Source organism: Paraconexibacter sp. (genome assembly GCF_041602235.1).
GTDB lineage: Bacteria > Actinomycetota > Thermoleophilia > Solirubrobacterales > Solirubrobacteraceae > Paraconexibacter.
On the sequence record NZ_JBFIGP010000098.1, the window covers coordinates 1 to 11,979 of the forward strand.

Sequence of the window (11,979 nt, forward strand, 5' to 3'; positions counted from 1 at the left end):
CCCCCCCCCCCGACTCAAGTTCCCTGCGGGAACGCCGACAACTCCAGCTGTAAGGAGCTCATGGACGAGCTCCGGGACCTGACAACTACCGGCTTCAAGGAGAAGACCGCATGTCCCTTCGCATCCAGAACAACGTCGACGCCCTCAGCGCTTGGAACAAGCTGAACCACACCACGTCGATGGCCTCGAAGAGCATGGAGCGCCTGAGCTCCGGCTACCGCATCAACCGTGCCGCCGACGACGCGGCCGGCCTCGGGATCAGCGAGAAGATGCGCGGGCAGATCCGCGGTCTCGCGCAGGCCCAGCGCAACATCCAGGACGGCGTCTCGCTGGTGCAGACGGCGGAGGGCTCCCTCAACGAGGTGCACTCCATGCTCCAGCGCGTCCGCGAGCTGGCCGTGCAGTACAAGAACGGCTCGCTGTCGGCCGCGTCGCGTGACGCCATCCAGACGGAGGTCAACCAGCTGGCTTCCGAGATCGAGCGCATCGGCAGCTCGGCGGAGTTCAACGGCATCCAGCTGCTGAACGCTTCCGGCTCCGTGACGTTCCAGGTCGGCGCCAACGACGGGCAGACCATCTCGGCGGCCACGATCAGCCTCGGCAGCACCGTCGGCACCGCGTTCTACTCGCTGACGCAGGCGGGCACCGCGGACATCTCCGAGATCGACGCGGCCATCACCGCGGTCTCCTCGGCCCGGTCCACCTTCGGCGCGGTCCAGAACCGCATGACCCACGCTCTCGGGGCGTCGGCCACGGCGGTCGAGAACCTGGTCGCCGCCGAGTCGCGGATCCGTGACGTGGACATGGCGGAGGAGATGGTGTCGTTCACCAAGAGCCAGATCCTGAGCCAGGCCGGTCAGGCGATGCTCGCCCAGGCCAACCAGGCACCCCAGGGCGTCCTGAGCTTGCTGCGGTAAGCGAGGGGGCAACCCCCGGTCCAGCTGGTCCAGCCGTATCGCAGCACCGCGACGGGCGGTCTCCTCGGAGGCCGCCCGTTCGCGCGTCCGGGCTCAACGCCCGCGGGTCGTGGCCGACTACCGTGACGATGAGCCTGGAGACCGTGATCGCTCGCATCAGCGAGCTGCAGCAGCTCACGGCTCCGCGCCCCCCGAAGCCGGCGTCGGCGACGAGCTTCGCGCAGCAGCTCACGAGCGCGCAGGGCGTGCCCGCTGCGCTGCTGGGCGGGGCGTCCGGGACCGCGACCGGATGGCAGGGATCGGTCGCCGGGCTGTCGGGCGTCGGCGGTGCGGCGGGCGTCGTCCCGGGCGCGTCGGCCGCTGGGTCCCGGCGGGTTGCGCTCGCCGTCGGCGAGCTCGGGGTGACCGAGCATCCTCCCGGGTCCAACGACGGCTCCCGGATCGCCCAGTACCGCAGCGCGATGCGCGGCGCCCCGGGCGTCGGCCCGTGGTGCGCCTACTTCACGAGCTGGGTGGCGCAGCAGGCCGGCACGCCGCTCGGCGAGTCCGGCCAGGGGTTCGCGTCGGTCGACGCGGTCTACGCGTGGGCGCAGCGCACCGGTCGCGCCGTACCCAACTCGTCGGGGGCACCGGCGACCCCGAACCCCGGGGATCTCATCGTCTGGGACGAGCACATCGGCGTGGTCGAGTCCGTGGATCCGGACGGCACCGTCCACACGATCGAGGGCAACTCCTCGGACATGGTCGCGCGACGCACGCACGCGGCCGGCAGCGCGCTCGGCTACGTGCGGCTCTGAGGTCCGGTCCCCTCGCTCCTGCGGCGGGCGTCCGCTACGGTCGGCCTCATGCTTCGGCTCATCACGCAGGGTCCGAACCTCGTGCTGCGCGCGCTCGACGACTTCCACCAGCTGGTCCGGGTGCTGCAGAAGATGGAGGACGTCGGACGCATCTCCAAGGACGTGCGCGATCTCAACCAGCGCCTGGCGTCGGTGGAGCTGGTGCTGCGCGACATCGCCGCGCCCGCGCGCACGACCGACACGATCATGCGGGCGATGCCCGGATCCAAGGTGGTGGCCGCGCGAGCCAAGGCGCAGCGGGACCGCACCCGCGCGCAGCGCAAGCCCGCGGACGACTGACGCCGCGGCCCGCCCACGCTCGAGCTCGGCGGGGGAACTCTGCTCCAGCAGGGTCCGGCTCGCCCCGTTGGGGGCGTGGCGGTGCCCAGGATCAGGTCAGCGCACGAGCGCGGGGCCGAGCCGGGCTGCCAGGCGCACGCTCGCCTCGATCTCCACCTTGCGGATCGACACCGATTCGATGCTGATGCCGAACGGCACGCCGAGGCGACGGCAGTAGGTCATCAGCTCCAGCGCGGTCGCTTCGGCATGCTCGACGGACGCGTCGAGCGGGTCGTTGGCGTGGCGCAGGTCGTTCTCGATCCAGCGCGGCACGTCGATGCCGAGCCATCGCAGGAACTCCAGGGTCTTCGTCGAGCCGCACACCGACAGGGTGAACACGAGCGGGACCGCAGCGATGCCGCGGTCGCGGCACTCGTAGGCGTAGTCCGACACCAGGTTCTTGGCGGCGTTGACGTCGTAGACGATCTGCGTGACGAAGTAGGAGCACCCGGCCTCCTGCTTGGCGAGCAGACGAAGGTGCTCGGTGCCGTTGCGCGTGTGTCGTTCGGGGATGGCCACGCCGCCCAGGAGCAGGTCCGGCTTCACCTCGGCGCGCAGCCGCTGGGCCGTGCGTAGCGTCGTCGCCACGGGCTTCGTCTGCGACGACGCGCCGACGAACACCGCCATCCGCCTGGCGGTGTCCTGGTCGCTCATCCAGTCGCGGAGCTCCTGCTCGGTGTACTTCGCCGTCGCGCGATACACGACGACCGGTGTGTGCCAGGCCCCGAGGTGTCGATGCAGGTAGTCGGCCGGGTCCATCGTCGGCAGGAACGGAAACGGTCGTTCGTCGGGGTTGCGGTCGGACTCGTCGTCGATGTCGTACAGGACCAGACCGTCCACGTTGAGAGGGCCGAGGCGCTCCAGCGTGACGTCGGCGATCTCCTGGGCCTCTTGCGAGCTGGTCGACAACCGGGGCGGGGTCAGGGCGAAGAACAGGAACTCCCCCTGGCGGGAGACGATGCGACGTTGAAGATCCACGCTCGGAAGGCTAGTTCGGAACGCCGGACCGCAGGGCTGCGGAGCCGCGACCAGCACGGTGCCGACCCCTCACCCCCGAACCCCCGCAAGTCGCTCCATCGCCTCGATCCCGTCCTCCATCACGCCCGCCATCCGACCCAGCGCGGCCCGCACCGCCGGCTCCGGCGCCCGGGCCGCCGGCACGCGCGCCGGGTTCAGCGCCACCTCGTTCACCCAGGCCTTGATGTCGGGCTCGGCGCCGAACGCCATCGCCGCACGACCGCCGATGGCCTGCATGCCGGCCCAGTCGGAAGGGGTGTTCCCCAGCGGCGAGGGCCGGCAGACGCGGTTCTTCTCGACGTCCTCGTCGCGGGTGGCTTCGACGTAGCCGATGAGCGCCGCGCCCAGGCACGGGAATCCCGCGCGGACCGGCTGGAGGGTGATCGCCCGCTCGTCCCAGATCGCTCGCAGCGGCGGATACTGCAGACCGGCCGCCGCGCAGTGCACGACGATCGCGTCCGGCGCGACCGCGACGTCACCGCGATCCAGGACGATGCGCCCGGACTCCACGGCGCGGACGTGCCCGAGTCGCACGACGCGCTCGATGCTGCGCAGCAGGTCGAGCTCCCAGCGCGCGAGGGTGGGCGCCTTCGCCATCGTGGGCACGAGCGCCTCGTCGATGCGGACCATGATCCCCGCCGCCTCGAGGCGCAGGAACAGCTCGTCGGGCGTGCTCGACGCGATCGCCGCCTCCATCGTGTCGGCGCCCATGCCGGCGAACACCGCCGGGTCGGGCTGGACGACGGCGCGGTTGAGCATCCACGGCTCCCGCGGCCGGACCCACACGATGCCCTCGGGGTCGACGCCGTGCTGCAGCAGCCAGATGCACGTGTCCGTCGCGGTCTTGCCCGCGCCCACGACGACGAACTCCGACGGTGCGGACTCCAGGCGCGGTAGCTCGTGCACCGGCACCACGCGCGCGCCGTCGGCGACCGCGAAGGGCGGCGGGGTGGTCGCGGGGATCTCCGGCGCGACGTAGCGGGCGTCCACGATCCGGCAGCCCGGACGCGCCTGCCGGCGAGCGCCCGACACCCGCGACACGAGCGCCCCGCCCCCGAGGTACTCGCACGCGGGAAGGAACTCGACACGGCCCGCGGGCAGCAGCCGCGTCTCGAGCAGCCGCTGGTAGTAGGCGCAGATCTCCGCCGCGGCCGCCCGTTCGTGCAGGCCGGCCTCCGGGCCCTCCTGCTGCACGGCGCCGGTGCCCAGCTCCGTCGAGGCGACCCCGTAGAACGCCGAGGCCTGGTGCAGCCGCACGAAGGGGTAGGCGTCGAGCCAGTGGCCCCCGGGACCGTGGCGGCGGTCGACCAGCGCCACCCGGACGTCGGCGTGCGCCGTGAGCGCATCGGCGAACGCCAGGCCCGCCGCACCGGCGCCGACGACGAGGTAGTCCGCGTCGAGCGCGCGCGACCCGTCGTGGTACGTCGAGGCCATCACGTGAGCATCCGCCTCACGCGTCCCCGCGTCAATCCGCGGGCGGCGGCCCCGCCGCCGGGGCCCGAGGGCCGGTCGAGCCGCTACCGGCCGGTGCGCTCGCGGTGCTTGCAGCCGGGCCAGCAGCAGGGCCGGCGCTTGCCCTCCTCGAGCTCCTCCTGGGTGCGGCGGATGCGCCGCTCGCGGGTCTCCTGGCGCTTGGCGTCCTGCACCCAGCAGATGAACTCGTTGCGGGCCAGCGGCGTGATGTCGACCCAGGCGTCGAGCGCCGTCGGGTTGGCGAGGAGCGCTGCCCGCAGGTCGGCGGGCAGCTCGTGGACGACTCCGCCTGGCACGCGCGCTGCACTCATGCCGTGGATGCTAGGCGGCGCGGAGCCCCTCGCGGGTCCCGGCCACGCCCAGGGACGGCACGCGCACCACGCCGCCCTCCTCGGTCACGGTGCCGATCCGGGCGGTCCCCGGGTGATGATCGAGCATGAGCCCGACCGCGTCGTCGGCGCGGTCCTCGGGGACGACGGCGACGAAGCCGCACCCCATGTTGAAGACCTCCCACATCTCGTGGGCGGGGACCCGGGCGCGCTCCTGGATCAGGCCGAACACGGGCGACACGGCCAGTGGCTGCTCGATCGAGAACCCCAGGCGGGTCCCCACGAGGCGCAGGAGGTTGGTGAGCCCGCCGCCGGTGATGTGCGCCAGGCCGCCGACCGGGACGTCGGACTCGAGCAGCTCGAGGACCGCTTTCACGTAGATGACCGTGGGCTCGAGCAGCGCGTCCGCGACGCTCGCGCCGCCCAGCTCCGCCGGGGTGGCGTCCAGGCCGAGGGCGGGGCCGCCCACGGCGTCCTCGAGCAGCGCCTTGCGGGCCAGCGTGTAGCCGTTGGAGTGGATGCCGCTGGACGGCACGCCGATGATCGCGTCCCCCGCCCGGATGTCGGCCCCCGTGACGATCCGGTCCAGGGCGACGGTGCCGATCGCGGTGCCGCACAGGTCGAAGCCGTTGGGGGACGGGTGCCCGCGGATGAGCTCGGGGATCACCGCGAGCTCGCCTCCCGGGATCTCGATGTTCGCCTGCTCGGCGCCCGTCTTGAGCCCCTCGCCGATCCGGGCCAGCGCGGAGGCATCGGCGCGCTCCACGGCGAGGTAGTCGACCATCGCGATCGGCTCCGCGCCGACGCAGATGATGTCGTTGACGTTCATCGCGATGCAGTCGATGCCGACCGTGTCGAGCCGGTCGGCCTGCTCGGCGACCACCAGCTTGGAGCCGACGCCATCGGTGCAGATCGCCACCCCGAGGTTCGGGGCGACCCGCAGGACGCTGGCGTAGTGGCCGCTGGGGAGGACCGAGGCGCTGGTGCGGTCCAGCCGGATCGTCTTCAGCACGTCGACGAGTGCTCCCACCCCCGCATCGGACTCGGTCGTGTCCACGCCTGCGGCGGCGTACTGGTTCTCCGTCGGTCCCGTCATCGGGGTCGATGCTGTCAGAGAACGCGGTCAGAGGGGTGGCGGCGCGCCCGGCGCAGCACCGCGACGGCCAGCAGCGATCGGTAGATCGCGTACGGCGCCAGGGACCGGTCCCGCTCGACCTGCCGGATGAGCCGGACGGAGGCCAGCGTGGAGAGGAAGGAGGCCAGGACGCCGACGACGAACCGGGCGGCCATGCCCGGCGGGAGTCCGCGGCGGGCCAGCCGGGTCCCCTTCAGGGCGCTGGCGCCGAGGATGATCGGCAGCGCGACGTGGCGGGAGAGCACGTTGGCGTCCTCGCGGCCGAACCCCCGTGCGCGCGCGACCGCGAGCGTCATCCCGTTGCGCGACGCGCCGGGCACGAGTGCGCAGGCCTGGCCGAGTCCCAGCAGCAGCGCGTCGAGCGCCCCGGCCTCGTCACGCGAGCGGCCCGACGGCCCGAGGCGGTCGGCGACGGCCATCGCCGCCGAGCCCACGAGCAGGCCGGCCGCGATCGTCTCGGGCGTGCCGAGCCGCCGCTCGATCGGGCGCTCGAGGACGAAGCCCGCGACCGCGGGCGGGACGAACGACCCGACCAGCAACGTGATGCGGCGGGTGTCCAGGCCCCGCGCCGCGTCCTGGACCTCGCCGCGCAGCGCCACGAGCAGCGCGAACGCCGTGCCCGCGTGCAGCGCGACCTCGAACGCCTTGCGGAGCTCGGGGTCCAGGCGCGTGGCGTACGGCCGGTCCAGGAGCCACGGCACGAGCGTCATGTGGCCCGAGGACGACACGGGCAGCAGCTCGGCCGGGCCGTGGAGCAGTCCGAGGCCGAGCGCGTCGGCGAAGGTCAATGCACCGACGTCGCCCGACCGCGGCACGATCAGGCTGGTGCGTCGGCGCGCAGGATCTCGCCCTCGCCGGTGTCGTCGCTGCGGTTGCGACGCCAGCGCACGAGCAGGTAGATGCCGCCGATCACGATCGCGGCGACGACCGCGTAGTCGATGTAGTGCAGCTTGTCCTTCCACTCCTCCCACTGTGAGGAGGCGCCGACGCCGATCGCGGTCAGGCCCGCGATCCACGGGATGCAGCCGAGCGTGGTGAGGATGGTGAAGCGCCAGAACGGCATCCGCGCGACACCGGCCGGCAGCGAGATGAAGGTGCGGATGATCGGCAGCATCCGGCTGAAGAAGATGGCGGCGTCGCCGTACTTCTCGAACCAGCGGTCCGACCACTCGAGGTGCTCCTTCTTGATGTGGAGCTTCTTGCCGTGCTTCTCGAGGATGTCGATGCGACCGTAGTAGCCGACCGCGTAGGCGATCCAGGAGCCGACGAGGTTGGCGGACACGCCGACGACCACGACGGCGAGGAACGAGTACTCGCCGCGTTCGACGTTGAAGCCGGCGAAGAGGAAGGTGGCCTCCGAGGGGATCGGGATGCAGGCGCTCTCCGCGACCATCATCGCGAAGATGCCGGGCAGGCCCGCGGTGTCGACGACGTCGACCGCGAACTCCACGATCGGGTCGGTGATGGAGGCGAGAACGAGGGAGAGAGTGGCGATCAAGGTCATGGGAAGTTCCCCAAAGTAGCGATCGAGCGCCCGCTGGTTACGCTTCGCGCTCCTCATGGCCGTCCCGCTCTTCGACCCCGGCAGCCCCCTGAAGCCCCTGCGGGCCGAGCTGCGCGCGGCCGTCGACGCCGTGCTCGACAGCGAGCACTTCATCCTCGGACCGCAGGGCGCCGCCTTCGAGTCCGAGTTCGCCGCGTACCTGGGCGTGCCCCACGCGGCGGGCGTGGCGAACGGCACCGAGGCGATCACGATCGCGCTCCGCGCGCTGGGCGTGGGGCCGGGCGACGAGGTCGTCGTCCCCTCCTTCACCTTCTACGCCAGCGCCGAGGCGATCCCGCCGACCGGCGCCGTCCCCGTGTTCTGCGACGTCGACCCGCGGACGATGTGCGTGACCGCGGAGACGGTGGCCGCCGCCCTGACGCCCCGTACGAAGGCCGTGATCGCGGTCCACCTGTTCGGCAACGTGGCGCCGGTGGGGGAGATCGCGGCCCTCGGCGTGCCCGTGGTGGAGGACAGCGCCCAGTCGGCCGGCTCGGTGGCGGCGGACGGCCGGCGGCCGGGGGCGCTGGGCACGATCGCGACGTTCTCCTTCTACCCGTCCAAGAACCTCGGCGGGTTCGGGGACGGCGGGGCGATCACGACCTCCGACGCGGACCTCGACGCGCGCGTGCGCACCCTGCGCTTCCACGGCAGCGAGGACAAGGTCACCTACAGCGAGGTCGGCTACAACTCCCGGCTGGACGAGCTGCAGGCCGCCATCCTGCGCGTGCAGCTCCCGCACCTCGACGCGTGGGCCGACCACCGGGCGCAGGTCGCGCGGTGGTACGCGGACGAGGGTCTGGCCGACGTGCTCGCGCTCCCGGTGGCCACCGACGCGGCCGAACGCGTCGCCTGGCACCTGTACGTCGTGCGGACCGAGGCGCCCGACGCGCTGGCCGAGCGCCTCGCGGCAGCGGGGATCGGGGCCCGCGGCTACTACCGGCGGCCCGTGCACCAGCAGCCGGCGGTCGAGACGCTGCTCGCCGACGGTCGCGCGCGCGTCGTCGGCGAGCTGCCCGGCACGCGCCAGGCGGCCCGTACCCACCTGGCGCTGCCCATCAGCGCTGCGACGACGCGCGAGCAGGTCGCCGAGGTGGCGGCCGCCGTGCGCGACGGGCTGAGCACGTAGCGCGGCATGCGGGTCTGGATCGACCTCACGAACTCGCCGCACGTGCTCGTGCTGCGTCCGGTCATCGCGGTCCTCCGCGAGCGCGGGGCCGAGGTGAAGGTCACGGCGCGGGACTTCGCCCAGACGGTCGCGCTGTGCGAGCGTCACGGGATCGAGGCGGAGGTCATCGGCCGGCACCGGGGCGGCCGTCTCGCGGCCAAGGGGCTGGGGCTCGTGGACCGGTCGACCGCCCTGGCGCGGTGGGCACGTCGGCAGGCGCGCTCCGGAGGCCGGTTCGACCTGGCGTTCGGCCACGGGTCCAACGACGTCACGGTGGCGGCGGCGCTCCTGCGGATCCCCCGGTCGACCATGTTCGACTACGAGTGGGCGACCGTGCAGCACACGGTCAACTGCCGGCTCGGGAACGCGGTGGTCGTGCCCGACGTGATCCCGCCCGAGCGCCTGGACCGCTACGGCGCGCGCGGCAAGATCCGCGCCTACCCGGGGCTGAAGGAGGAGTACTACCTGGCCGACCTCGAGCCCGACGCCGCGGTGCTCGACGAGCTGGGCGTGGATCCGGCGCTGCCGCTGGCGGTGGTCCGGACACCCCCCGCGGTCGCCCTCTACCACCGCTTCGAGAACGACGTCTTCGCCGAGGCGCTGCGGCGCCTGCGGGACCAGGGTCAGGTCGTCGTCCTGCCCAGGACCGCGGAGCAGCGCGCCGACCTCGCCAGGTTCGGGGGCGTGATCGTGCCGGAGCGGGCGATCGACGCACCGTCGCTGATCGCCTTCGCGGACCTCGTGGTCAGCGCCGGCGGCACGATGAACCGGGAGGCCGTCGCCCTCGGCACCCCGGTCTACACGACGTTCGAGGGGCGGCTCGGGGCGGTCGACGAGCGCCTGATCGCGGACGGCCGGCTGCGCCGGCTCCGGAGCGCCGACGAGCTGGTGCTGGAACGGGCCCCCGGCCGGGCTCCGGGCGCGCTGTCGCCCGATCGGGTCCGGCGCGACCCGGCGCTGCTGGTCGACCTGCTCTGCAGTCCTCTCACCTGAGGTGCCGCGCGCTCGAGCGGCCCGCGGGTAAAGGTGCGGGTCCCGGCGCCGATCATCCGGGTGTGGACCGTCCCCAGCCGCACGTCTACCTGATCTGCCCCGACACCGACACGCCGTCCGGCGGCGTGCGCGTCATCTACCGGGCGGTGGATCACCTCAACGCCGCGGGCATCCCGTCCTGGGTGGTGCACGATCAGCCCGGGTTCGCCTGCTCGTGGTTCGAGCACGCCACGCCGATCGCCTACGCCGCGCAGGTGTCTCCGCGGCCCGGGGTCGATCTGCTCGCGGTCCCCGAGGTGTACGGCCCGGCGCTCGGGTCCATCGCCCCCGGTGTCCGCAAGGTCGTCTTCAACCAGAACGCCTACAACACGTTCGCGGGCTACGCGCCCGTGACGCCCCCGGGCGAGACGGCCTACGACCACCCCGAGGTCAGCGGCGCGATCTGCGTCAGCGACGACAACGCCGCCTACCTGCGCCACGCCTTCCCGCGGCTCGACGTGCGCCGGATCACCTACCAGCTCGATCCCGAGCTGTGGTTCGCCCCGGAGCACCCGGGCGGACGGCCCCGGCGCCTGACCTTCATGCCGCGCAAGCACGCCGACCAGGCCAACCAGGTGCTCAACATCCTCAGCCAGCGCGGCGCGCTGCGCGACGTCGAGGTGCTCCCCCTCGACGGGATGAACGAGGCCCAGGTCGCCGCCGCCCAGCGCGACGCGCTCGTGTTCCTCAGCTTCGGCTATCCCGAGGGCTGTCCGTTCCCGCCCAAGGAGGCGATGGCGGCCGGCTGCCTGGTCGTCGGCTACCACGGGATGGGCGGTCGCGACTACTTCACGCAGGACCACGGGTACCCGGTGCCCCAGGGGGACATCGTGGCGTTCGCCCGGCAGGTGGAGGCGGTCCTCGACGCGCACCGGGCCGACCCGGTGGGGATGGAGACGCGCGCCCGCGGGATCGCGGCGACGATCGGCGCGCGGTTCTCGCCGCAGGCCGAGCGGGCCAGCGTGCTGGAGGCGTTCTGCGCCCACCTGCCGCAGTCCACCGAGCGGAACACAGGCGCTACAGCTATCGCGTTTGCCTCGTCGTAGGTCGGACCGCTTGGCATCCGCCCATCGCACTGGTACGTTCCGCGCCGCCGGGAATCCACACGCCGCGCCTGGGGGCGCAGCGCTGGCGACGGGGGACAGCATGGCTGAAGAGGTTCAGATCGCCGGTAGCGGCGAGGTCGGACTCGTTCGGAACCCGCTTGGAGTGATCGGCCTGACGCTGATCACGTTGGGGATCTACGGGATCGTCTGGTACTACAAGATCAACAAGGAGCTCGCGGCGATCGGTCAGGCGAAGGGCTCGACCGAGGCCGGTACCGACCCGATGAAGTCGGTGCTCGCCGTCACGGTCGGTCTGCTGCTGATCGTCCCGGTGTTCCTCTCCCTGTTCGGGACGTGGAAGCGCCTCAACGCCGCCGAGAAGCTCGTCGGCCTCGAGCCCGGCATGGCGGCCGTGCCCGGCTTCCTGCTGAGCCTCCTGCTCGGCCCGGTCGGGACGTACTTCCTGCAGAGCAACCTCAACAAGGCGCTCCAGGCCCAGTCCGCGTAGCGGACGCCTGGCGTCACACCCGATCCCGCGGCTGCCACCCGGCGGCCGCGGGATCGGACGATCCTCGAACCACCCGGCGGCGCGGAGGCCGCACCCATGGAAAACGACACGCACCGCGATCGCTTCGAGGCGATCATCGCGACCCTGCTCGGACTCGCCGCCATCCTGGTGGCGGTCGCCAGCTACCAGGGCTCCCTCCGGGACGGCGACTCGATCAAGTCGTTCAACGAGGGCATCCGCTCGATCAACGACGCCAACGGCTTCTTCACCGAGGCCACGCAGACCGCCGGTCGCGACCAGGCGCTCTTCCTCGAGTACGCGAAGGCCGCGCAGTCCGACAACGCGGACCTCGCGTCGTATCTCAAGGAGGCGATCATGGACGACAACCTCCGTGGCGCCGTCGACGCGTGGGAGAACGACAAGACCGACGAGATCGCAACCCCGCTCGACGCACCGGAGTACGAGGTGCCGCAGCAGAACGAGGCCGAGCGTCTCGTCAAGGTCACCGACCGTCAGTTCGCGACGGCGCGGTCGCTCGACGAGGAGGGGGACAAGTTCAACCTCGTCGGCGTCATCGTGGCGAGCTCCCTGTTCTTCCTCGGTATCGCGGGTGTCGTCCGCAGCCGCAGGACCCGC

Annotated in this window: 14 protein-coding genes; 8 read left to right on the top strand and 6 right to left on the bottom strand. The window is 72.3% G+C overall.

The window, feature by feature from the left end; genetic code table 11:
- The first annotated feature begins 110 nt into the window (after positions 1 to 110).
- From ABYE80_RS09855 to ABYE80_RS09865, 3 genes are all read left to right on the top strand, one after another.
- Positions 111 to 917: a flagellin gene (locus tag ABYE80_RS09855; protein ID WP_372790106.1), complete on the top strand. Its 807-nt coding sequence runs from the start codon at positions 111 to 113 to the stop codon at positions 915 to 917.
- 128 nt (positions 918 to 1,045) lie between these two features.
- Positions 1,046 to 1,714 (top strand): CHAP domain-containing protein, encoded by a 669-nt coding sequence (locus ABYE80_RS09860; protein ID WP_372790107.1) that lies wholly within the window; start codon positions 1,046 to 1,048, stop codon positions 1,712 to 1,714.
- A 48-nt stretch (positions 1,715 to 1,762) separates the two neighbouring features.
- On the top strand, positions 1,763 to 2,053 hold the full coding sequence (locus tag ABYE80_RS09865; RefSeq protein WP_372790108.1) for a hypothetical protein: 291 nt from the start codon (positions 1,763 to 1,765) through the stop codon (positions 2,051 to 2,053).
- Positions 2,054 to 2,149: 96 nt separating this feature from the next.
- On the opposite strand, the gene ABYE80_RS09870 is transcribed toward ABYE80_RS09865, so the two are convergent.
- The 6 genes from ABYE80_RS09870 to ABYE80_RS09895 form a co-directional block, all read right to left on the bottom strand.
- On the bottom strand, positions 2,150 to 3,070 hold the full coding sequence (locus ABYE80_RS09870; protein ID WP_372790109.1) for a methylenetetrahydrofolate reductase: 921 nt from the start codon (positions 3,068 to 3,070) through the stop codon (positions 2,150 to 2,152).
- Positions 3,071 to 3,139: 69 nt separating this feature from the next.
- A complete protein-coding gene (locus ABYE80_RS09875) occupies positions 3,140 to 4,543 on the bottom strand; it encodes an NAD(P)-binding protein (RefSeq protein ID WP_372790110.1) in 1,404 nt (467 codons plus the stop codon).
- Positions 4,544 to 4,626: 83 nt separating this feature from the next.
- Positions 4,627 to 4,893 (bottom strand): YdeI/OmpD-associated family protein, encoded by a 267-nt coding sequence (locus ABYE80_RS09880; protein ID WP_372790111.1) that lies wholly within the window; start codon positions 4,891 to 4,893, stop codon positions 4,627 to 4,629.
- Positions 4,894 to 4,903: 10 nt separating this feature from the next.
- On the bottom strand, positions 4,904 to 6,007 hold the full coding sequence (purM, locus tag ABYE80_RS09885) for a phosphoribosylformylglycinamidine cyclo-ligase (RefSeq protein ID WP_372790112.1): 1,104 nt from the start codon (positions 6,005 to 6,007) through the stop codon (positions 4,904 to 4,906).
- Positions 6,008 to 6,021: 14 nt separating this feature from the next.
- Positions 6,022 to 6,834 carry an undecaprenyl-diphosphate phosphatase gene (locus ABYE80_RS09890; RefSeq protein ID WP_372790113.1) on the bottom strand — a complete coding sequence of 271 codons (813 nt, stop codon included), beginning with the start codon at positions 6,832 to 6,834 and terminating at the stop codon, positions 6,022 to 6,024.
- A gap of 29 nt (positions 6,835 to 6,863) precedes the next feature.
- The gene (locus ABYE80_RS09895; RefSeq protein ID WP_372790114.1) at positions 6,864 to 7,550 is read right to left on the bottom strand and encodes a DedA family protein; all 687 of its coding nucleotides are present in this window, start codon (positions 7,548 to 7,550) and stop codon (positions 6,864 to 6,866) included.
- Between the two features lie 55 nt (positions 7,551 to 7,605).
- Between ABYE80_RS09895 and ABYE80_RS09900 the strand changes: the two genes are divergently transcribed.
- From ABYE80_RS09900 to ABYE80_RS09920, 5 genes are all read left to right on the top strand, one after another.
- The gene (locus ABYE80_RS09900) at positions 7,606 to 8,718 is read left to right on the top strand and encodes a DegT/DnrJ/EryC1/StrS family aminotransferase (protein WP_372790115.1); all 1,113 of its coding nucleotides are present in this window, start codon (positions 7,606 to 7,608) and stop codon (positions 8,716 to 8,718) included.
- 6 nt (positions 8,719 to 8,724) lie between these two features.
- On the top strand, positions 8,725 to 9,750 hold the full coding sequence (locus ABYE80_RS09905; RefSeq protein ID WP_372790116.1) for a DUF354 domain-containing protein: 1,026 nt from the start codon (positions 8,725 to 8,727) through the stop codon (positions 9,748 to 9,750).
- A gap of 62 nt (positions 9,751 to 9,812) precedes the next feature.
- Positions 9,813 to 10,835 (top strand): glycosyltransferase, encoded by a 1,023-nt coding sequence (locus ABYE80_RS09910; protein WP_372790117.1) that lies wholly within the window; start codon positions 9,813 to 9,815, stop codon positions 10,833 to 10,835.
- A gap of 100 nt (positions 10,836 to 10,935) precedes the next feature.
- Positions 10,936 to 11,343 carry a DUF4234 domain-containing protein gene (locus ABYE80_RS09915; protein ID WP_372790118.1) on the top strand — a complete coding sequence of 136 codons (408 nt, stop codon included), beginning with the start codon at positions 10,936 to 10,938 and terminating at the stop codon, positions 11,341 to 11,343.
- A gap of 96 nt (positions 11,344 to 11,439) precedes the next feature.
- A partial coding sequence (locus ABYE80_RS09920) for a hypothetical protein (RefSeq protein WP_372790119.1) occupies positions 11,440 to 11,979 on the top strand: 540 nt, incomplete at its 3' end.

Coding starts and splice junctions, on each gene's coding strand:
- ABYE80_RS09855 (WP_372790106.1), top strand. CDS start 111: ATGTCCCTTCGCATCCAGAACAACGTCGACGCCCTCAGCGCTTGGAAC.
- ABYE80_RS09860 (WP_372790107.1), top strand. CDS start 1,046: ATGAGCCTGGAGACCGTGATCGCTCGCATCAGCGAGCTGCAGCAGCTC.
- ABYE80_RS09865 (WP_372790108.1), top strand. CDS start 1,763: ATGCTTCGGCTCATCACGCAGGGTCCGAACCTCGTGCTGCGCGCGCTC.
- ABYE80_RS09875 (WP_372790110.1), bottom strand. CDS start 4,543: ATGGCCTCGACGTACCACGACGGGTCGCGCGCGCTCGACGCGGACTAC.
- ABYE80_RS09880 (WP_372790111.1), bottom strand. CDS start 4,893: ATGAGTGCAGCGCGCGTGCCAGGCGGAGTCGTCCACGAGCTGCCCGCC.
- purM (WP_372790112.1), bottom strand. CDS start 6,007: ATGACGGGACCGACGGAGAACCAGTACGCCGCCGCAGGCGTGGACACG.
- ABYE80_RS09895 (WP_372790114.1), bottom strand. CDS start 7,550: ATGACCTTGATCGCCACTCTCTCCCTCGTTCTCGCCTCCATCACCGAC.
- ABYE80_RS09900 (WP_372790115.1), top strand. CDS start 7,606: ATGGCCGTCCCGCTCTTCGACCCCGGCAGCCCCCTGAAGCCCCTGCGG.
- ABYE80_RS09905 (WP_372790116.1), top strand. CDS start 8,725: ATGCGGGTCTGGATCGACCTCACGAACTCGCCGCACGTGCTCGTGCTG.
- ABYE80_RS09915 (WP_372790118.1), top strand. CDS start 10,936: ATGGCTGAAGAGGTTCAGATCGCCGGTAGCGGCGAGGTCGGACTCGTT.